Origin of the sequence: Microcystis sp. Msp_OC_L_20101000_S702 (assembly GCF_007095705.1) — a bacterium.
Taxonomy (GTDB): Bacteria; Cyanobacteriota; Cyanobacteriia; order Cyanobacteriales; family Microcystaceae; genus Microcystis; species Microcystis ichthyoblabe_A.
Genome location: NZ_SFBO01000165.1, coordinates 1 through 19,911, shown reverse-complemented (window position 1 = coordinate 19,911; position 19,911 = coordinate 1). Strand labels below are relative to the sequence as shown.

Here is a 19,911-nt window from a genome sequence, read left to right as displayed (position 1 = left end):
TATGCCTTCTTGTCAAAAAATTTGTTCAATCTAGCTAACTACCATTATCGCCAATATTTCTTTGAAAACTCCCAAAAACTGAGTTTTAATCAACTCTATCATCTGGTATCTAAAACCTCTTAGCTTCACCATGAGTGATTATTGTTGACTGATCACTGAAAAATCTCTCCAACCTCCCACTTAAAAAGGGAAAGAGCTATGCTCTTCCCCTTTTTTTAAGGATTTATTCAAGATGATTGTAGATGCACAGCAGTCGAGGCCGAAATTACATTAAGCCTAACTGAGCAAGGATGCCTTTGTGGGTTAAGTATTCCGTAGCTACGCCAATAACGAAACCGAGCATGGCTAAACGACCATTCCAGTTTTCAGCGAAAGCGGTGAAACCGAGTTTGTTTTCTTGCTTATCCATGGTGAATTGCCTTCCTATAAGAAAATTGCGTTTAAGTCAAGTGCTTGATATTTAATGTAACATAACTTTCCAGACTATGCAACATTTCTTTACATAAATTTTATTGATGTTGGCCATAAACTTTTATGGGGGTAGGGTCAAGGGTGGGCAATGGCGGCCGAAAATCAAGCCTGATCCTAGTTCTCGGACTAAATAACGGTTTTCCCATCCCTGACCGAAAAAGATTACAATCAAGCGAAAGGTCAAGAATCGATCGCCGTCGAGCGAGGAGTGAATATGCGTGCCTTACTGATTTATCCCGTTTTTCCGCCGACTTTCTGGTCTTATAACAAAATTCTGGAATTAGTCGATCGCAAAGTCTTACTTCCTCCCCTGGGTATGGTGACGGTGGCGGCGATTCTACCCCAGGAATGGGAATTTAAACTGGTCGATCGCAATATTCGGGCAGTGACAGAAGCAGAATGGGACTGGGCCGAAATAGTCATTCTTTCGGGTATGATCGTCCAACGTCAAGATTTAATCGAGCAAATTCACGAAGCCAAGCAACGGGGTAAACTGGTGGCCGTGGGGGGTCCCTATCCCACTTCTATCCCCCACGAAGTGGCCGAGGCCGATTTTCTGATTCTCGATGAGGGAGAAATCACCATCCCGATGTTTGTGGAAGCATTGGCAAAAGGAGAAACTAAAGGTGTTTTCCGCACCACAGAAAAACCCGATGTGACAATTACCCCGATCCCCCGCTACGATCTGCTCGATTTTGAAGCTTATGATTCCATGTCGGTGCAGTTTTCGCGGGGATGTCCCTTCCAGTGCGAATTTTGCGATATTATCGTTCTCTACGGTCGTAAACCCCGCACCAAAACCCCCGCACAATTATTAAAAGAATTAGATTATCTCTACGAGTTAGGTTGGCGCCGGGGCGTGTTCATGGTGGATGATAATTTTATTGGCAACAAACGCAACGTTAAATTACTCCTCAAAGAATTAAAAGTTTGGCAAGAAGAACACCAGTACCCTTTCCGGTTTAACACGGAAGCGTCGGTGGATTTAGCCGCCGATCCCGAATTAATGGAAATGATGGTCGATTGTTATTTTGACGCGGTCTTTTTAGGGATTGAAACCCCCGACGAAGAAAGTTTACAATTAACCAAAAAATTCCAAAATACCCGTAGTTCGTTAACCGAGACGGTAGAAAAGATTATTAAAGCCGGATTGCGCCCCATGGCGGGATTTATCATCGGTTTTGATGGCGAGAAAAAAGGAGCGGCCGATCGCATTATTAATTTTGTCGAAGAAGCGGCCATTCCCACGGCTCTATTTGGAATGTTACAAGCTTTACCGAATACCGCCCTATGGACTCGCTTGGAAAAAGAAGGACGACTACGATTAACGGGGAAACAGGACATTAACCAAAGTACCCTAATGAATTTCGTTCCCACCCGGCCGATCGAAGATATTGCCACAGAATATATTGAAGCCTTCTGGAAATTGTACGATCCGGAGGTATTTCTCGATCGCACCTATCGCTGTTTCCTGAAATTAGGCGCACCTAAAGCTAAACCTGCCTTTAAACTGCCTCGTCGGGCCGATCTCTATGCCCTAGCGGTAATTATCTGGCGACAGGGCTTTAAACGTTCCACTCGCTGGAAATTCTGGCAGAATTTATTCGGTATTTTGCGCCATAATCCCGCCAACGCCGAACACTATATCACTGTCTGCGCCCACAACGAGCATTTCCTGGAATACCGTCAGATTGTTCGGGATGAAATTACGGCACAATTAGCCGAATTTCAACGCCAAGAGGCATTAACAGCGGAAAAAACCGCCATAGCGGCCTAATTATTCCGAGGATGGGTAAATAACCCATCCTGAACATTTTCTGTCCTGATGGTGGGCGATCGATAAATCAATAATATTCCTAGTTTTCCGGTTAAAAATTCCCTCAATCTCTGCCAAAGCAATTCAGTATAATTTCTTAATTTTCTAGATATAATTACATTTTTTCCCTAAAATGTTAGCTGGAATACTGAATAAATCGAGAAAACCTGGATAAAGACAGTATTTTTAGCTCCTTAACCCTATCAATCAAGCTAAAATCAATGATTACTCGTCAAGAACTTAAGAAACTACAATCCCTAACTCAAATACCCGCCCTTTCCATTCTCTTACCTACCCATCGCACCTCACCGGATAACAAACAAGACCCTATTCTCGTTAAAAATTTGGTCGATGAAGCAAAGCGCCGATTATCAGCAGAATTCTCTAAACGTGAAATCGAACCTTTGTTCGATCGCCTCGATAGTCTAGTAGCTGAAATAGATTATCCTTATACTCTAGATGGATTAGCTCTCTATGTTGGTCCGGATATTGCCAAGCTTTATAACCTGCCTTTTTCTGTCCAGGCAAGAGTTGTCATCGATAAAACCTTTGCCACACGGGATTTAGTTTATGGATTACATCGAGAACAACCCTATTGGCTGTTACTATTAAGTCAGGGTTCTACTCGTTTAATCTCAGCTACAGGAGAAACTCTTGAAGAAATTCGCGATCAGAATTTTCCCCTAGAAATGACTGGACCGGGGGCCACCGCACCACTGCCCTTTGATGCCGATACCAGTTATCTAGATGATAGAATCCGGCGATTTTTCCAACAGGTAGATAATGCTCTGGGTGAATACATTGACATTGATGATTCTTCCCCTTTGATTGTGGGTGGAGTGGTTCGTCAAATTTCCTTCTTTCAAGAAGTTTCACAGTACACATCAGCAATTGTTGGCACTTTAACCGGCAATTTTGACAAAACCTCACTGCCAGAATTAATTCCGCAAGTATTGCCGATTATGCATTCAGTGCGTCAGACTCAAAAAACTGAAGCTCTGCAAGCTTTGGATGCGGCAGTCAGCGCTCAAAAAGTTATCTCTACCCTGGGAGAAGTGTGGCGTTTAGCGCAGGAAGGTCGAGGAAAATTGTTATTAGTGGAGAAAAATTACCATGTACCCGCAGTTTTAAGCGAAAATGGTGACTTGATACTGGTGGAAAACGTCGGTGGTACAGAGGTAATCGATGATGCAGTGGATGAAATTATCGAAGTGGTATTGGCCAAGGGAGGACGTGTAGCTTTAGTCGAGGAGGATTCCTTGAACGATTACCAAAAAATTGCCTTGATTTTACGTTATTAGACCTAACACTCCGTTTCACAGGCCCCAATACTAACCCATTGACTAGAACCATCAGACCAGTATTCTTTTTTCCAGATGGGGGCATTATGCTTGAGAGTATCAATAGCATAACGACAGGCTGCGAAAGCTTCCCCTCGATGGGGACAACCCACCGCTACTAAGACGCTAATTTCACCGATTTTGAGCTTACCAGTGCGATGGTGAATGACAACTCGATTGGTGTCGGGCCAGGTTTGCCGAATTTGCCGAGCAATTTGCCGGAAAACCTCCATCGCCATGGGTTCGTAGGCCTGATAATCAAGATAAATAACCGGTTTACCGTCGGTTTGCTCCCGTACAGTGCCACTCATTAGTACAATAGCCCCATTAGCCCCATCATCGGCTAATTGATATACTTCCTGCAAAGATAAAGGAGCAAAACTGATGCGAAAACTATCTTGAGTCATGTTATAATTAAATTAAAAATGGATTTTAGGTTCGATCCCCCCTGCCCCCCTTGATAAGGGGGGTGCCGATAGGCGGGGGGATCCCCCCTTAATCCCCCCTTAATAAGGGGGGCATCTGATAATTTTTAACGCCTACCTACTTAGTAATCAGTGAAGTGACAAGACAGCACTGTTAATGCCATTTAATACTCCTCACTTGATACTGCTCACTGAAAACTCAAATCTGATAACTGCTCACTGATAACTGATAACTGATAACTGATAACTGATAACTGATTCCAGGCTGACAGCTATATTAATCCACAGCGCGGCGAATTTGAAGACAGCACCATTCTTGACGTTTCCACAGGGCAGCCACTGTCCAGCCTTGGGGTTCTAAAATATCTGTAACTGCTTGTGCTTGGGTGACAAGAATGCCGCTTAAAATTCCCCAAGTGGTGGGTTTTGCCAGACGGGTGATTTCGGGCATTAAAGCGATAATTGTCTCGGCTAAAATATTACAAACGATGCCATCAACACCATCGGGAATTAATTCTAATAACTCCTCGACACTACCCTGATTAACAGCTAAATTTTCGGGGTTAATCCCGTTGAGATGGCGATTACTGTACGTCGCATTCACCGCCAGGGGATCTATATCGACAGCATAAACTTTTTTAGCCCCCAATAAAATCGCCCCGATCGCCAGTATGCCGGAACCACAACCGATATCGGCGATAATTTTATTCTCTGGATTGCTACTTAAAAGCATTTCTAGGGATTCTAGACATAATTGGGTGGTGGGGTGGGTTCCCGTGCCGAAAGCGGAACCGGGGTCAATTTTAATCACCAATCTCCAGTTATTTTCCGGGGGATTTAACCAAGCAGGACAGATCAAAAAGCGATCGCCGATCTCGCTAATTTGCCAATGTTGTTTCCAACTGCTGGCCCAGTCTTCCTCGTCCATTAACTGCCAATGGCTGACAGGTTCAGAAAAACCTAAAATCAAAGCATCCTGCTTTAACCAGAGGCTTAGTGCCTCTAAATCGGGCAATTGCGCTTTAATTTCTGGTATATAGGCCTTAACCTCTAAAGAGGATTGTTTTTTAGCAGTGGCCGTTCCCGAACAGCCAAAATCTTCCAGTCTCCAGAAAACCGTTTCTTCGAGACTAGGTTCGCATAAAACCGTAATTTCCCACCAACTATTAGACATATATCAGTTATCAGCTTCTGAAGGCAAGAGGCAACAGGCAAGAGGCAAAAGACAGAATCTGACAATTCTCCTACCTAAAAAGAAGGTTAGAAACTAAGCACATCAAAGCTTTTAGCTTAACCAATTAGGTCTGAGATTCGTCCCTTGTTATCAGTTATCAGTTATCAGATTTGGGTTTTCAGTCAACAGTATTAAGTGGCAAGTGCAGAGCTTTCCTTTCACTGATTACTGTTGACTGTTTACTGATAACTGATTTAATCTAGAGTTTCACTGTGTAAGCATCGCGGATACCGGGGACTTTAGTAATTTCCGAGAGAAGACCTTCCGGTAGAGGATCATCGAGACTCAGGGCCATAACTGCATCACCGCGAATAATTTTGCGTCCTACCTGCATACTGGCGATATTGACATTAAAACTGCCTAAAAGTGCGCCAATTTTGCCGATAATACCGGGCATATCTTGGTGAAGGGTAAATAACATATGATTACTCGGTGGCACGTTAATGGGGAACTCATCGAGGTCAGTAATGCGGATTTCTCCGTTACTTAACAGCGCTCCGGTGACGGAATGGGTCCCCATGGAACCATTAGCTTCCAAATGAATCGATCCCGAATAGTCCCGGGTGGAAGCATCCCGGGTTTCGATTACCCGGATACCGCGTTCCTTAGCTTCGATCGCCGCATTAACATAGTTTACCCGTTCCCGGAGGGCTTGGGAAAGTAAGCCCTTAATTGCCGCTACCACCAGAGGTTGACTGTCTTTAGTGGCCAATTCTCCCTGTAAACGGACATTTAACGAGTCACAGCGACCTCCTGCCAACTGACTGACAAGATTACCCATAGTTTCCGCTAATTGCAGGTAAGGGCGCAGTTTTTCCATAACATCGGGAGTTAGTCCGGGGATATTAACGGCCGAACGCGCTGGCAAACCGAGGAGGACATCGCGAATTTGTTCGGCCACATCAACAGCTACACCCACCTGTGCTTCCGTAGTCGATGCACCTAGGTGGGGAGTGAGGATGACGTTAGATAATTCTCTTAATCTAGATTCGCCTAAAGGTTCCTGTTCAAATACATCCAAGGCTGCCCCGGCGATTCTACCGGATTCGAGGGCTTCAATTAAAGCCAACTCATCGATAATGCCGCCTCTGGAACAGTTAATGATGCGGACTGTGGGTTTCATCTTAGCGATGGTTTCCCGACCGATGAGATGCTGGGTTTCGGCAGTTTTCGGGACGTGGAGAGTGATAAAATCGGACTCAGCAAAGAGTAATTCTAGATCCACCAGGGTGCAACCGAGTTGATCGGCCCGTTCTTTGGAAATAAAGGGATCGTAGGCGAGAATTTTCATGCCTAGGGATCTAGCAACGGTGGCGACGTGGGAGCCAATTTTACCTAAACCGACGACTCCTAGGTTCTTTTTATAAACTTCTGTGCCGATAAAGCGATTTCTTTCCCATTTATTCGCTTTTACCGACTGATTGGCATTGGGAATATGACGGGAAAGGGATAACATCATGGCCAAGGCGTGTTCGGCAGCGGCGATCGTGTTACCTTCGGGAGAGTTAACGACAATAATACCCTGACGAGTGGCCGCAGGAACATCGATATTATCGACTCCTACCCCCGCGCGGCCGATAATTTGCAGTTTGCTGCCCGCTTCGACGATTTCTTTGGTGACGCGGGTACTGGAACGGAGCATCAGTGCGTCGTATTCGGGGATAATTTGAATGATTTCCTCGGCGGATAGTCCTGTTTTCACGTCCACTTGGGCAACCTGTGACAGAATTTCTACTCCTACCGGATCGATCGAATCGGATACCAGAACTTTGGCCATAATCTTTATAACGTGCTTTTTTCAGTCTACGGGCAAATGCTAGACCAATATTGGTATCTAGCCGCAATAGCCCATTTTAGAAGCAAAGGGTGCAGTCTATGGCAAAATTAGCGAAAAGATTTTAGGTTGTTATTCTTAATTGTCGTCCATGGGGTTGATGTCAGGCTCTTGCCGTTGTCACTGAGATATGCCTAATTTAATCACGGTGGCGATCAAGTTTTCCGCTCCTTTTTCTAAGGCTTTTTCTAGGGCTGTCATTGCTTCTATTTGAAAATTTCTAAGTAGCTGGTTATGATTAAATTAAAAATGGATTTTAGGTTCGATCCCCCCCGCCCCCCTTGATAAGGGGGGTGCCGATAGGCGGGGGGATCCCCCTTGATAAGGGGGGTTTCTGATAATTTTTAACGCCTACCTACTTATGATATTCACACAGTAGAGAAAAAGCCAAAAACCTCCGTTATACTTAACGGAGGCTGGTTAATTAATTAACAATTTTCAGCTACAATTTCGCCCCACATTCAGGACAGAATTTATTATTCCAACTGTTAACCGCGCCACAACTGGGACAATTGTGCATTTCACAACCCCCGGTGACAATTTTCGGTAAACCAATCATACGCGCATTACTTTGGCCGGGGGCAACCATGGGATAACAATTTTCGTCTTTAGTCACGATCGCATTGACCAAAACTGGACCATCATGGGCCAACATTTCGGCAATTTTTGCGGCTAATTCATCTCGATGGCGAATAGTAATCCCTTTAATGCCGTAAGCTTGGGCTAACAGTTCCACATTTGGCATTCCCGCTTCCATATTGGAATTAGAATAACGTTCCCCATAGAAAGCTTCTTGCCATTGACGTACCATACCCTGCCAACCATTATTAATAATAATCGTCTTGGCATGAATATTAAATTGGGTTAGGGTGGCCAATTCCTGTAGATTCATTTGGAAACTGGAATCACCACTAATACAGATGACCTCCTCATCGGGAATAGCCACCTTTACCCCCATCGCAGCGGGTAAACCGAAACCCATCGTCCCCAATCCCGCGCTAGAAATCCAACGTCGGGGGCCATTTTTGAGGAATTGGGCCGCCCACATCTGATGCTGGCCCACATCGGTGGTATAGTAGGCGTGGGGTGCCTGACGGCCCACCTCAACGATTACTTCTTGGGGAGAAAGTCTGCCTTCCGGTAGGGGTACTTGCAGGGGATAATCTTGGCGCCAGCGCTCGATCTGGGCTAACCAAGCTTGGGTGCGATCGGAATTAGTGGGATAATCAAATTCTCTGGCTTTTTGGAGTATTTGTTCTAAAACTACCCGCACATCCCCGACAATCGGCACGTCAGGGGCGCGATTTTTGCCCACTTCCGCCGGGTCGATGTCCACATGAATTACCTTAGCTTTCGAGGCGAATTCGTCCAATTTCCCCGTTACTCGGTCATCAAAACGAGCGCCGACGGCAATTAATAAATCACACCCGGTCACGGCAAAATTAGCGTAGGCAGTGCCGTGCATTCCTAACATTCCCACCGAGAGGGGATGATGTTCATCAAAAGCACCGATCCCCATTAACGTGGTGGTAACGGGTAACTGAAAACGCTCGGCAAACTCGGCAATTTGGGCGTGGGCATTAGCTGCGATCGCACCTCCACCAACATAAAGTAAGGGTTTTTCGGCGGTTTCCAAGAGGTGCAAAGCGGCCTCGATTTGACGGCGATTACCCTTAACCGTGGGACGATAACCGGTTAGTTTCACATCTCCCGGTTCGACGGGGATATAATCGCATAGTTCTAAACCGACATCTTTGGGAATATCGACTAAAACCGGTCCCGGTCGTCCTGTACTGGCGATGTGGAAGGCTTCAGCGACGATTCTCGCTACTTCCCGGGCATTTCTAGCCACATAGGAATGTTTAACAATCGGGAGAGTAATACCATAAATATCGGTTTCTTGGAAAGCATCGGAACCGATGGCCGCCCGGCTGACCTGACCGGTGATAATTACCATCGGGATGGAGTCCATGTGTGCGTTAGCGATGCCTGTCACCAAATTGGTCGCTCCGGGGCCGGAAGTACCGAAACAGACCCCGACTTTGCCGGTGGCCCTAGCGTAGGCATCGGCGGCATGGGCGGCCGCTTGTTCGTGGCGCACTAAAATATGTTGTAATTCTCCCCGCTCTTCAAAGCGGTAGAGTTCGTCATAGATGGGCAGGATCGCACCTCCGGGATAACCGAAGATGTGCTTAACGCCATGACGTTTGAGACTGTCCATCAAGGCATAAGCACCAGAACAACGCTGGGGAACCGTTGTTAAAGAGTTATTGGGCTTGGGAAGTGATGAAACCACAGGGCAAACCGTCCAATTTCTAACTAGAGGGATAATTGCAATTCTGTTGCCTAGGATGCAACTTGAAAAATAGCAAAATTGATAACCTTATACTTTTAGTGTATTCCATCTCACCTTTTTGGCTGCAGTTTTTTTTCTTTTTGCATCTTACCCATGCAATATCTGGGAAGTGGGGTGTGGGGTGTGGGCTTCGGCCGTGAGCTCAGCGTTCGACTGAGCGTTCGACTGAGCGTTCGACTGAGATCACGCCGAAGTCTCACGCCGAAGTCTCACGCCGGGGTCCGAACGGTTTCTGCTTCTTTCCCGAAGGATTTTTCGCACTTGCCTTAACAGATTTACTCTGTTCTGGTCTTATGGTCGCTCTACAGACTGACACCGCAAGCCCTGCGGCCAAAATGTTTTTACTGGCGTTAATATCTCGGTCATGGTGAGTCCCACAGTCTGGACAATCCCACTCTCGAATATTTAACGGCATTTTCTCAGCAATATACCCGCAATTACTGCACCGCGTAGAGCTAGGAAACCATCTATCTATTTCGATGTAATTTCTGCCGTACCAACGGCATTTGTAGCCTAATTGTCGAGTGATTTCTCCCCAACTAACGTCAGATATTGCCTGAGATAATTTCGGGTTTTTTACCATATTCTTGACGGCTAAATTCTCAACCACAATCGTTTGGTTTTCACGAACTAATTGAGTGGTTAGCTTATGTAAATGGTCTTTTCTGCTATCGGTGATTCGAGCCTGAATCTTAGCTACTTTGATTCTTGCTTTTTCCCGATTTTTTGACCCTTTCTGTGTTCGAGAATGAACAATTACCGTCGCCTCATAAACAAATTGTAGACAACGCCAATCAGCACCAAAACCAAAAGCAGGTGGATTAAGCTGCCGCCAATGTTAATGGAGAATCCTAACAACCAGAGGATGAAAAGTATAACAACGGCAGTCCAAACTAGATCAAACATATTTCCCTCCTTGATTTAGAGAAAAGTAATGAAAATTCAGTCATCGATCCTTAATTGAGTATATCTTGAACCGTATCTTTTACGTCTTCTACTGCATTGCGAACTTGGCTTTCGACTTGTTTAGCTTTTCCAGCAACTTGATCTTGGCGGTTGCCAGTAGCTTTACCTATCGCTTCTTGAGCTTTGCCTTTAATGTTCTTTGTGACTGCTTTTGCCCGCCCTTTTAACTTCATCTGGTCTTTTATATCTTCTGCTGCGTTACGAGCCTGACTTTCGACTTGCTTGGCTTTTCCCATCATCTGATCTTTGGGATCGCCTGTCATGTTGCCAATCGCTTCTTGAGCTTTGCCTTCAATATTTTTCGTAACTGCCTTGGCTCGATTCATGCTTGCGATTTGAGTCTGCGATTGGGTGGGTAAAGTTGCAGCCCAACTATTTGTAGTTCCAAAATCAAAAGCTATAGTAATTGCCAGCATTATAGTTAAAATAATGGTGACAAAAAAGCGACGAATCTGTTGAAGTGACATCATTTTAACTCCAAAAAAGAATTTGATGAATCGATGATACATGGATGATGAACAACTACTGTCTAGACCCTTTCGAGAAAGATTTTTCTAGTCTTTGACGGCGTAAGTTTACCGAGGGAGAGATCTTCGACTTCTTTGAGAAGCTAGATATCTGGTAATATTGGGTTTATTTACGCCGCCTTGTCCTAGTGTTTCACCTGTCTCGAAAGAAGCCATTTTTTGAGGAAGAGTTCCGATGAAATCTGGGTTTCAATCATTTGTCTGAATGGCGGTTGCCGTGACAAATGACCTACTAATCAATAATTTTTTTGACTTCATCTTTCACATCTTCGATAGTGTGACGAACTTTTGCCTCTGCCTGTTTTTCCTTGCCCTCTGCTTGAGCTTTGGGATCGCCAGTCAGATCTCCTACTGCTTCTTGAACTTTACCTTCGATATTTTTGGCGGTTGCCTCGGTTCTATCTTTTAAGCTCATGATGCTCTCCTTATTGAATTTGTTGGATTTGAGAACTGCTTACCTAAGTTGAGCTAACAATTCTGCTTCTGGTATTACTGTAACGGGTGGTTGTTTGATTTACTGTATGAATTGATTGAGTCTGTATGAATTGCTTGAATACGACACAAAATGTAACGATACCGTTTCTGCAAGCATAGAAATTACGCATTGACAAAAAGGCTTAAATGTGGGTGGTCTAATTTTGTTAGTCTTAGATACAATTTCTCTCTCGACTCTTGACAAAACCCTCTCCGATTTGATTTCCTGACACAAGGGCATCTCTTATAACAGAACAACTGATGAGAAACATTACGAAGCCAACAACTGCTCAATGTAATCTGGCTATTTACACCCTATTTTTGCTCTGGGAACCTAAATATATAAGCTGTGTTCGTTTGGCTCAAATTCTGGGCAATTTATCTCATGACAGTGTCAATCTTTTATTGTGGCGAGAGAACTATACACCCAAGGATTTGTTGGATGAAGTGGCTCCTCAAATCGAACTTGAAGGAGGAACAATCAGTACAGACGATATGGTAATTGACAAGCCTTATAGTCACCCAGCTAAAGCTGAGTTAATCGATTACTTTTACTGGTGGTAAACACAAAAAAGTAGTCAAAGGTATTAACGTAGTTACCTGATATTATACCGATTGTAAAGGAAGGTCAGTTCCCGTTAATTATCGAATCGTTAATAAACAGGAGGGTCAGACAAAACATGAATATTTCTTAGAAATTTTGGACGAAGTAAAAGCTTGGGGATTGAAACCAGAGACAGTCACAGGAGATAGTTGGTATGCTGCCAAAGAAACCATGAATACCCTTAAAGACAAGGGCTTTCGGGGTTTGTTTGCTCCTCATGTGAATCGGTTAGTCTCGGTTGAACTAGGAACTAAATAGGGTTAGCGGCAAAAAGTTTGTTGGTGGGGTTAGGAGTCGGTCGCCGGTCGTCAGTAGCCGGTCATTTCAGGCTTTGTTGCCCTCTTTTTTTGTACAGTTTATGTACTAAAAAAAGGATAATGCAAGATTTTTGAAGGTCTTAATCCTATTTTCGCAGCATGAACATCGGATTTTAACAGGTCAAAAGCCTTATTTTAAAAGGGTTTTACCATTATTCAGCAAACCCCAGTTAGAATTTCTCCGATTTAAAGCGGAAATTGTTAATTGGTATTCCTGACAAAGGGAGTTATTTACTGAGGTCATCCGCTCTTTTATTGTCAATAATTTAGCATCCAACTTCCTTGACCTCAATAACTTGGAAGCCATAGTCTGAAGTTCAAAGGCATACTACGGAAATTCTGTCAATGCGTAAGTCCTAAAGCAATGATTAGACAAGGGGCTTAAGCCCCTTGTCTTCAAGGTTAGTTACAGTTGCTATCTTCTGTTTACTTCTTTTTAGCTGGAGCTGCTGGCGCAACTTGGGAGCATCTCATTTATTCAAGCCCTAATTATGCTTGTCGCTAAAACTTGCTTCTGGTAAGGCTTTCAAAATAGCTTGACATAAAACTTAATTTAGGAGTTACAAAGGTGAGATGCTCCCCGCAACTTTTGCGGCGTTGTCAGATTAGAATATGAAAGATGCAATGCAATCCTTGCTATCAAAGTAATTTCAGTTCCAAGCTGATTCGGAGCATCTTTCAATTTGACAACGCCACTTTTGCTGTAACTTTGACACTATTGACACCCTTGATTTGTTTTGCCAAGGGGTCAATTTTGTCGAGTTGCTCTTGAGTTTCTACGGTTCCAGAGACGACTACCGCTCCATCTTTAGCAGAAACTGTAAGTTGCCCTTTCGGGATGTTGGCTTCTAGCTTAGAGCGAACTTCACTGGAAAGGTCACTGTTGGCGCGATCCGCATCTCCTCCAGTTAGATTGTTGCGTTGCTCACGAGCGCGAATATCAGAATTGAGTTGATTTCGGCGCACTTGACTAGACGCATCGCTTTGGTTCTTTTGGACTGTTTTAGTATCAGGAACTTGCCCCGTTTCCTCTGTGGAAGAAGGGGCGTTGGTGCTAGTTTTAGCGTTGTTCCCACAAGCCACAGTTCCAATCAGTAGAAGGCTGCTGAGGATTAAAGTTGTGATCTTTTTCATGATGCAAATCCTTTAATAATTTCCGATTTTACAAACGAGAAGCAGGAGGATCGACATAGCCTTCAATTGCTAGGGCATTGTAAATTTCCCACTCGCGAATCCCTCGGCGCTTTAGAATTGTTTCAGCCTGAAGGATGTCAGCATCTGTACCGTCCACGATCAACAGGTAGTCTCCACGAACCACATAATCGTGATAGACTCGTGCCCGATCTTCTGGAATTCCTAGACCAATTAGACCACCTACCAAACCTCCGGTAGCCGTCCCGATTGCACCGCCAGCTAACGTGGTAGCGATCGCAGTTGCAGCCGCCCCTGCCAACATGACGGGGCCCACTCCAGGAATTGCCAATATGCCCAACCCAACCAGCAAGCCTGTCAGTCCTCCGATGGCTCCGCCTGCCGCTGCCCCGGTCTTTGCTCCTTCGTCAATATGAGTTGTTTTTGTTTCGGTAAGCTCTTGAACTCGTGTCTCACCAATCCGGTTGCTCTGCTCCAGTCGTTCAGGCTCTTTGGCAATGATTGATACCTCATTCATGGCAAATCCGTCATCTCGTAATCCATTCAGTGCCTTCTCTGCCTCTTGATAGCTAGAGAAGATTCCCACGGCTCGTTTACGGTTAGTTAAAGTCATTTTTCCCTCCAACGCTATGCGGTAAAAGCTTTGTAAATCCTATAGTATGGCGAACTATAGCGATTGAATTTCCTGATTCGAGTTGATAATTCTGCTCCTGGCATTACTGTAACAGGCGGTTGCTTGATTTACTGTATGAATTGATTGAGTCTGTATGAATTGCTTGAATACGAGACAAAATGTAACGGACGATGCACGAGTTAAACTCCATCGACTTTACCCGTCAGACGCTCATCAAACTTCTGCTCATAATCGGGGTCTTGAGTTCCGAGGAGTTTGTCCCAGAACGTGAAATATAGACCGTAATGTACGGTGTACTTGCGATGATGAATGGAATGATGGGCAGGACCAATAAACCACCGACCCAACCAATGATGGGGAAATGAGGAGGGCAAGCGATCGATCCCAAGATGATTTAACACTGCCCAGATCGTCATCGTGGTGAGTGCCGCAATTAACGTGATGAAATGCAGGGGAAGGACAAAGACAATGCCGACCAGGAAGAGAGACTGAACGATCGCCTCTAGTGGGTCAAAGGCAAACGAAGTCCACGGGGTAGGATAGCGCGAGCGATGATGCCCCTGGTGTAACCACCGAAAGAGTGACGGGTGGTGAAACAAGCGATGGGTGAAATAGAAATAGGCATCCTGGAGAACCAACACAGCGCCATAACTAACCCCTAAATAACACAGCCCATACTGTTGAGGGTGGCTGTATAAGCGGGTAATACCCCAACTGTATCCTGTCATGATGAAAGCCGCCGCCAGCGCAAACACCCCCGCCGAAAGAACCGAGAGCGTGATATCTTGTTGAATCGATCGCCAAGAGGGAGACCAATGCCGCAGGTTGTGATTGACAAAGGACTGACTCAAGGGCGAATAGAAGAACAAATAGGTTCCCCCAGCCACGAGAAAGTATCGCGCCAGGATGATCCCAAAGAAAGCGAACCCGTAAAATCCAAATGAGTGGTCTATCAATTTAATCTCCTTGCCATTCCCGATCTTCCAAGTCCTTTTGAGGTAACAGCAACGTGGCTTCAATTTCTTGCCGGATTGCGGCTGTTATTTCGCAGTTACTATTCAAACAATCGATCAGGAGTTGATTGGCATCATAGTAGCGTTGGAGCAGCTGCTGTTGCTCAGTCGTAAACTGCCAGGGATGATGAATATTGCGATAATTGGCGATCGCACCCCGCAACTGTTCCACCCAGGCAGAATAGTTTTTCTGCCACCAGTGCTGAAGCCGTTCCAGGTTTTGACTCCGAGGTGGCAGTTGGTCTCTCAATTGTTGCAAAGACTTATAAAATCCAGCATCCAGAACCATCACCAGAATGTTGTTGAGTGCCTCGCTACAAGCATTGACATAGGCAAAATCCTGACTGTGGTCGATGGCAAACTCTACCAGCAAGTTCTCCAACGCCGCATCTAAAAACATCCCCTGATCGAGCGTGCTGGCTAAGGCAAAGCGATCTGCCGTATGCGGGCTTTGGGCAAGGGCAAGGTAAAATGCGCGTGCGGTCGCCACTTTGGTTTCGTCTGGGAGCTGCTGGGATTTTTGGCTGGCCCAACTCAAAAACTCTTGCAGATAGGAGTCTTGCGCGACTAAGGCATCAATTTGTTGCTTCATCAACTGCACCAGCGCATCTGCACTTCGCAACATGGCAGCCGTTAACAAGAAGACTTCGCGCCAGTGGGAATCGGTGATGTGACTCACCAACCCTCCCAGTGCTTGTTCTAATGCCTGCAAATTATGGCTGGCAACTATTTTTCGAGCCGTGAAGTATTCTTGAAATGCCAGATAAGAAAATGAAAAAATGCCTCGCGCCCTTTCTGTGAGGATTCCATGCTGTGCCTCGATCGCTTTCAGCATGGCTTCGCTTTCGAGTTGGAGTTCCTCTGCTTCCAGGGTTGCACCTGGCAAATTCCGCAAATAGTCGCCAATGTATTGCTCAATCGTGCGTTGCTCAAAAAAATACTGCCCCTGTTCAAAAGTCACTGCTGCAAGCTGGCTCAACAGCCTCAATTTTTGGGGCAATAAAAACCCCCGGTAAACCTGATCGCGTTCGACTCCTCTCGCTTTATCCCATTTACCCAGCAGCAAATCCAGCCCTTGTTTATAAAACTCAGCCCGCTTGCTCGGAAATTTCCCTTGACCCTGAAACACCCAGCAGGCGAGATGCAGAAACAGAGGTGTCACCACCAGTTGCCGAAATTGCCAGTTTTCCGGCAAGTCCAACTTCTCCATAAACTGAGCCGACTGCTCCTGCCCCGCTTGAGCAGTCGTTTTGCTCAGTGCCACAAACCACTTTTGCGCGAAGGTGCTGATTTGTGCCTGGGTAAAGGGGGCAATTTCTACATCAGTGAAACCTCGAATCTGGAGTTTTTGGGCAGCGGTGCGACAGGTTACTACAAATCGATTGCGATGATACTTTTCTGAGAATTGGCGAATTTCTCTCAGAACCGCTGTAATGTCCTGGTTGAGCACTTCATCGATGTCATCGAGCAACAGCAGGACTCTGCCTGCTTGCAGTAAGGTTTCCAGCACAGACGGGTTGGAAATTCCCGAGGTGAGCAATGCCTGACGGATGTAGTTGAACAGGCTAAATTCACCACTGGGACTGGACTCCTCGGCAAATTCTCTCAATAAGATAAAAATCGGCACTTGATTCGCCGCAAACTCGCCTTGGTTGCACTGAATCGCCAGATGTTGCAAAAAGGTAGTTTTGCCAACCCCCGGCCTGCCCAAAACTCTAAGCTTTGAGTAAGTTTCAACAGCCTGCATTCCGGGTATTTGCTTCTGCTCAACCTCTCCCAAACCGACGCGATCGAATTCAGCAGGACCCAAGTTTTGCAAATCGGCAATCTCCACCCACTGTTGACTGGCAATTTCCGCCAAAATATTGACATCCACATAGATGTCATCAATGTTGACTGGATGGCTGATGTCTAGTAACTGCAAGATGCCGCACTGGTTTTGGATGGTGTCCCGGCGTTGCGCTCGCACCTCTTGCACCAGAGCATCAATATTAGTTTTCGCCAGTTCTCCTGGTTCAGGAAATTCTGCGGGCGGAGCGAGGGCAATCTCCCGCCAATCCAAATCCAGAATCGAACAAATTTCCAGGAAAACCTGGCGATCAACGGGTTTTCCTGTGAAAAACCGCCAAATCGGCTGGCGGGTCTTTAAGTTCACTTCCCCTGCTAGATTTTCCTGAGTCCACCCCGTGAGCGCAAAGGCTCGTTTAGCCTGTTTAATTCCCGAAGGGGAAGCCTGGAGCGATCTCTTGACCATACAATCCAATCCTCCCTATCGAGTCAGAATCAGTTCTGGTTGGGACGACCAGAAACTTCTAAGGGATCGTAGCCTAGTTGTTGAGTAATCCGTTCTCTGGCTAAGGCCCGGTACTCCCAAAAATGTTCTCCCGCCGCGCACAGACCTAAATACAGATTGAGAACTTGGGGCTTTTTTTGCCAAATCGTCCATAATTGCCGCCAAAACTGTCCCCGAATGTTCCCTCGGCGGATACCCTGATGCCAGATTAACTGGGTAATCAGCCGTAACCCCTTCCCCACGGGAAATTGCATGGTTTGCTTGTGTTTTGACTGCAAACCCAGACTGAGACATTGTTGGAAACAGCGTCGGAGATAGTGGCTGGGTTCGTACAGCGTCCAGAAGCCTTCGACATACTCTCTGGCAATTTCGGCAATCGGGCGGGTGGGGATAAAATTCATCAAGCTATTCTGATCTCCCGTCGGATGGATGCTGTCACCCTCAACTAAACGCTGTTCCCGTTTGAGACGATGCCAAAGAGCCGTATTCGGCAAAGATTGGAGAATTCCTAACATGGGCTGAGGAATACTGGTTTCTTCCACAAAGGCTTGAATCCTTTCCCCCGCACCAGAGCGCTCTCCATCAAACCCCAAGATAAATCCAGCATAGATTAGCAAACCGGCTGCATTAATCTTGCGACAGGCTTCCACCAGTGGATTGCGAGTATTTTGCAGTTTGCGCGTCACTTGCAGACTATCTTGGTCAGGAGTTTCAATCCCCAGAAAGACAGAATAAAACCCCGCCTCAGCCATCAGGCTTAACAATTCATCATCCTCTGCCAAATTGACCGAGGCTTCAGTAATAAAGGTGAAGGGATAGTCGTGCTGCTTCATCCAGGGAATCAAGTCTCTGAGAAAGCGTTTGACGTTGCGCTGATTGCCAATAAAGTTGTCATCGACGATGAACAACGAACCGCGCCAGCCTAGGTCGTAGAGAGTCTGCAATTCTGCTAAAATCTGACTCGGCTCTTTAGTACGAGGTTTGCGCCCGTAGAGGGAAATAATGTCACAAAATTCGCAGTTAAAAGGACAGCCGCGAGAGAATTGCACTGCCATCATTAAGTAATCGTCTCGCTGAAGCAGGTCGAAGCGGGGGATGGGGCTGAGGGTCACGTCTGGCTTGTCCCCAGAGCGGAAAATTCCCTGGCTTTGCCCTTGAGCGATCGCCTCCAAAAACAGGGGAACGGTTAACTCTCCCTCATCCAAAATGAGATAGTTCGCTCCAGAATCCAGGGCATCCTGGGGGACAGAGGTGGGGTAGGGACCGCCAACGGCGACTTTTTTGCCTAACTGCACGGCTTTTTGAATCAGAGCTTGAAAATCTGGCTTCTGGACCAACATGGCAGAGAGGATAACCAACTCACACCACTCCCAATCGGCTTCTGTTTCAGGATTGACATTGCGATCATAAAATCGAATCTCCCAGTTTTGGGGGAGGAGGGCGGCGACAGTAATGATGCCGAGGGGTGGAATGGTGGCTTTCAGTCCCGCGATTTCCATAAAGCGATCGTAAGACCAGAAAGACTGGGGAAACTCAGGGTAGAGTAACAGGGCTTTCATCGAAAAACTGGGTCTGAAACCCCGCCCTTTAGCGATAGCGGAGGGCGGCTTTACATAAGTTAGTGAGAAACAATTAAACCGTTAGAACGACGAATTAACTGAATCTTACTAACAGTTATCTGTCCCAATTGTTGACCATTGGCATCGCTTACAGATAGCTGTTTTTCGGTATCTCCACTAACATAACCAATTCCTTTGGGAGAAGAAATTAAATCTCCTTTACGGAACCCATGTCTTGTGGTAGAGCCACCATATTTACGTCGTTTACCACCTTACAACTATGTCTGCTTCTTCATTGGAGGGGAATATACCGATGATCGAGTGAATATTTGTCATGAATTTCCTGTTTTTAGTACATAATTAGATTATATCCAACATTCCGCAGGTCAGATTCCACTTCATAAATATCCCTCTTTGGGAGTATCTCATTTATGCAAGTGAGTAATTATACTTGTCCCTAAAACTGGTTTCTAGCAAGGCTTTCAAAATAGCTTGACATAAAACCTGATTTAGGGGTTACAAAGGTGAGATGCTCCCTCCCTCTTAGCAATGCCATCGTTAGCATGACTTTCTGGTGATTGTTTTGCTTTATTTTTGGACTTTTCTAGTCGCAAATATTTTCTGAGATTAGAGGTTTGCCAACCAAAGCGAGTATGGACTTTTGCCAATTGAGATAGTTGCTCAATCGCCCATTTCTGTCCGACCATAACTGGCGAGAAACCTTTTCCAGACTTAGCTCCTTTTCTACCGGAAGTTAGATCAATATCGGTTTTGACATACTCAAAGTAAATGTCAGTAATTGGATAGATTTTGGTTAGTTCAGAAACGACTCGAAGTTCAAGTTGACGATTAGCTCTGATTGAGGGAGCTAATTTTCCTTGTTTTCTATTTGAGAA

At 45.6% G+C, this 19,911-nt stretch carries 18 protein-coding genes and 2 pseudogenes; 4 read left to right on the top strand and 16 right to left on the bottom strand.

Annotated elements, in window-relative coordinates; translation table 11 throughout:
• Positions 1 to 265 precede the first annotated feature (265 nt).
• Entirely contained in the window at positions 266 to 427 is a 162-nt protein-coding gene (locus tag EWV60_RS17685) for a CAB/ELIP/HLIP family chlorophyll-binding protein (RefSeq protein WP_487353236.1), read from the bottom strand.
• A 258-nt stretch (positions 428 to 685) separates the two neighbouring features.
• On the opposite strand from EWV60_RS17685, the gene EWV60_RS17680 reads away from it, so the two are divergent.
• Together EWV60_RS17680 and EWV60_RS17675 are read left to right on the top strand one after the other, a co-directional pair.
• Positions 686 to 2,248, top strand: a complete 1,563-nt coding sequence (locus EWV60_RS17680; RefSeq protein ID WP_024969022.1) for a B12-binding domain-containing radical SAM protein — start codon at positions 686 to 688, stop codon at positions 2,246 to 2,248.
• Between the two features lie 260 nt (positions 2,249 to 2,508).
• On the top strand, positions 2,509 to 3,588 hold the full coding sequence (locus EWV60_RS17675) for an AOC03_06830 family ribosome hibernation factor (protein WP_287233778.1): 1,080 nt from the start codon (positions 2,509 to 2,511) through the stop codon (positions 3,586 to 3,588).
• Positions 3,589 to 3,590: 2 nt separating this feature from the next.
• Here the strand turns inward: EWV60_RS17675 and EWV60_RS17670 are convergent, their stop codons facing one another.
• The 8 genes and pseudogenes from EWV60_RS17670 to EWV60_RS17635 all read right to left on the bottom strand — a co-directional run bounded on the left by EWV60_RS17670 (position 3,591) and on the right by EWV60_RS17635 (position 11,384).
• Entirely contained in the window at positions 3,591 to 4,034 is a 444-nt protein-coding gene (locus EWV60_RS17670) for a molybdenum cofactor biosynthesis protein MoaE (RefSeq protein WP_002746835.1), read from the bottom strand.
• 295 nt (positions 4,035 to 4,329) lie between these two features.
• Entirely contained in the window at positions 4,330 to 5,226 is an 897-nt protein-coding gene (prmA, locus tag EWV60_RS17665) for a 50S ribosomal protein L11 methyltransferase (protein WP_287233776.1), read from the bottom strand.
• Positions 5,227 to 5,485: 259 nt separating this feature from the next.
• Positions 5,486 to 7,063 (bottom strand): phosphoglycerate dehydrogenase, encoded by a 1,578-nt coding sequence (gene serA / locus EWV60_RS17660; protein ID WP_287233774.1) that lies wholly within the window; start codon positions 7,061 to 7,063, stop codon positions 5,486 to 5,488.
• Between the two features lie 499 nt (positions 7,064 to 7,562).
• On the bottom strand, positions 7,563 to 9,416 hold the full coding sequence (gene ilvB / locus EWV60_RS17655; RefSeq protein ID WP_002752240.1) for a biosynthetic-type acetolactate synthase large subunit: 1,854 nt from the start codon (positions 9,414 to 9,416) through the stop codon (positions 7,563 to 7,565).
• Positions 9,417 to 9,672: 256 nt separating this feature from the next.
• Positions 9,673 to 10,224 (bottom strand): annotated as a pseudogene (locus EWV60_RS17650) (RNA-guided endonuclease TnpB family protein); the annotation flags it as partial.
• Between the two features lie 8 nt (positions 10,225 to 10,232).
• A complete protein-coding gene (locus EWV60_RS17645; RefSeq protein WP_016515029.1) occupies positions 10,233 to 10,382 on the bottom strand; it encodes a lmo0937 family membrane protein in 150 nt (49 codons plus the stop codon).
• Between the two features lie 50 nt (positions 10,383 to 10,432).
• Entirely contained in the window at positions 10,433 to 10,909 is a 477-nt protein-coding gene (locus EWV60_RS17640; RefSeq protein ID WP_353734406.1) for a CsbD family protein, read from the bottom strand.
• Between the two features lie 292 nt (positions 10,910 to 11,201).
• The gene (locus tag EWV60_RS17635; RefSeq protein WP_002752242.1) at positions 11,202 to 11,384 is read right to left on the bottom strand and encodes a CsbD family protein; all 183 of its coding nucleotides are present in this window, start codon (positions 11,382 to 11,384) and stop codon (positions 11,202 to 11,204) included.
• Positions 11,385 to 11,704: 320 nt separating this feature from the next.
• Here EWV60_RS17635 and EWV60_RS17630 point away from each other — a divergent pair, with 320 nt between their 5' ends.
• Positions 11,705 to 12,007, top strand: coding sequence for a hypothetical protein (locus EWV60_RS17630; protein WP_287233769.1), 303 nt, complete (start codon positions 11,705 to 11,707; stop codon positions 12,005 to 12,007).
• Between the two features lie 136 nt (positions 12,008 to 12,143).
• Positions 12,144 to 12,305: a hypothetical protein gene (locus EWV60_RS17625; protein WP_193746275.1), complete on the top strand. Its 162-nt coding sequence runs from the start codon at positions 12,144 to 12,146 to the stop codon at positions 12,303 to 12,305.
• Positions 12,306 to 13,042: 737 nt separating this feature from the next.
• Here the strand turns inward: EWV60_RS17625 and EWV60_RS17620 are convergent.
• The 7 genes and pseudogenes from EWV60_RS17620 to EWV60_RS17590 all read right to left on the bottom strand — a co-directional run.
• A complete protein-coding gene (locus EWV60_RS17620; RefSeq protein ID WP_002777200.1) occupies positions 13,043 to 13,498 on the bottom strand; it encodes a BON domain-containing protein in 456 nt (151 codons plus the stop codon).
• A 28-nt stretch (positions 13,499 to 13,526) separates the two neighbouring features.
• On the bottom strand, positions 13,527 to 14,129 hold the full coding sequence (locus EWV60_RS17615) for a general stress protein (RefSeq protein WP_002752246.1): 603 nt from the start codon (positions 14,127 to 14,129) through the stop codon (positions 13,527 to 13,529).
• A 200-nt stretch (positions 14,130 to 14,329) separates the two neighbouring features.
• Positions 14,330 to 15,106 carry a sterol desaturase family protein gene (locus EWV60_RS17610; protein ID WP_016515453.1) on the bottom strand — a complete coding sequence of 259 codons (777 nt, stop codon included), beginning with the start codon at positions 15,104 to 15,106 and terminating at the stop codon, positions 14,330 to 14,332.
• Between the two features lies 1 nt (position 15,107).
• On the bottom strand, positions 15,108 to 17,417 hold the full coding sequence (locus tag EWV60_RS17605) for an NACHT domain-containing protein (protein WP_287233766.1): 2,310 nt from the start codon (positions 17,415 to 17,417) through the stop codon (positions 15,108 to 15,110).
• Between the two features lie 29 nt (positions 17,418 to 17,446).
• On the bottom strand, positions 17,447 to 19,015 hold the full coding sequence (locus EWV60_RS17600; protein WP_287233764.1) for a B12-binding domain-containing radical SAM protein: 1,569 nt from the start codon (positions 19,013 to 19,015) through the stop codon (positions 17,447 to 17,449).
• A gap of 59 nt (positions 19,016 to 19,074) precedes the next feature.
• A pseudogene (locus EWV60_RS17595) lies at positions 19,075 to 19,287 on the bottom strand (hypothetical protein); the annotation flags it as partial.
• A 237-nt stretch (positions 19,288 to 19,524) separates the two neighbouring features.
• Positions 19,525 to 19,911: RRXRR domain-containing protein (locus EWV60_RS17590; RefSeq protein WP_287233761.1), on the bottom strand; the 387-nt coding region annotated here is incomplete at its 5' end.

Excerpts from the sequence above, each read along its gene's own strand:
- EWV60_RS17670 (WP_002746835.1), bottom strand. The coding sequence starts at position 4,034 with ATGACTCAAGATAGTTTTCGCATCAGTTTTGCTCCTTTATCTTTGCAG.
- EWV60_RS17675 (WP_287233778.1), top strand. The coding sequence starts at position 2,509 with ATGATTACTCGTCAAGAACTTAAGAAACTACAATCCCTAACTCAAATA.
- EWV60_RS17680 (WP_024969022.1), top strand. The coding sequence starts at position 686 with ATGCGTGCCTTACTGATTTATCCCGTTTTTCCGCCGACTTTCTGGTCT.
- EWV60_RS17605 (WP_287233766.1), bottom strand. The coding sequence starts at position 17,417 with ATGGTCAAGAGATCGCTCCAGGCTTCCCCTTCGGGAATTAAACAGGCT.
- EWV60_RS17635 (WP_002752242.1), bottom strand. The coding sequence starts at position 11,384 with ATGAGCTTAAAAGATAGAACCGAGGCAACCGCCAAAAATATCGAAGGT.
- EWV60_RS17615 (WP_002752246.1), bottom strand. The coding sequence starts at position 14,129 with ATGACTTTAACTAACCGTAAACGAGCCGTGGGAATCTTCTCTAGCTAT.
- EWV60_RS17645 (WP_016515029.1), bottom strand. The coding sequence starts at position 10,382 with ATGTTTGATCTAGTTTGGACTGCCGTTGTTATACTTTTCATCCTCTGG.
- EWV60_RS17630 (WP_287233769.1), top strand. The coding sequence starts at position 11,705 with ATGAGAAACATTACGAAGCCAACAACTGCTCAATGTAATCTGGCTATT.
- EWV60_RS17620 (WP_002777200.1), bottom strand. The coding sequence starts at position 13,498 with ATGAAAAAGATCACAACTTTAATCCTCAGCAGCCTTCTACTGATTGGA.
- serA (WP_287233774.1), bottom strand. The coding sequence starts at position 7,063 with ATGGCCAAAGTTCTGGTATCCGATTCGATCGATCCGGTAGGAGTAGAA.
- EWV60_RS17640 (WP_353734406.1), bottom strand. The coding sequence starts at position 10,909 with ATGTCACTTCAACAGATTCGTCGCTTTTTTGTCACCATTATTTTAACT.
- EWV60_RS17600 (WP_287233764.1), bottom strand. The coding sequence starts at position 19,015 with ATGAAAGCCCTGTTACTCTACCCTGAGTTTCCCCAGTCTTTCTGGTCT.
- prmA (WP_287233776.1), bottom strand. The coding sequence starts at position 5,226 with ATGTCTAATAGTTGGTGGGAAATTACGGTTTTATGCGAACCTAGTCTC.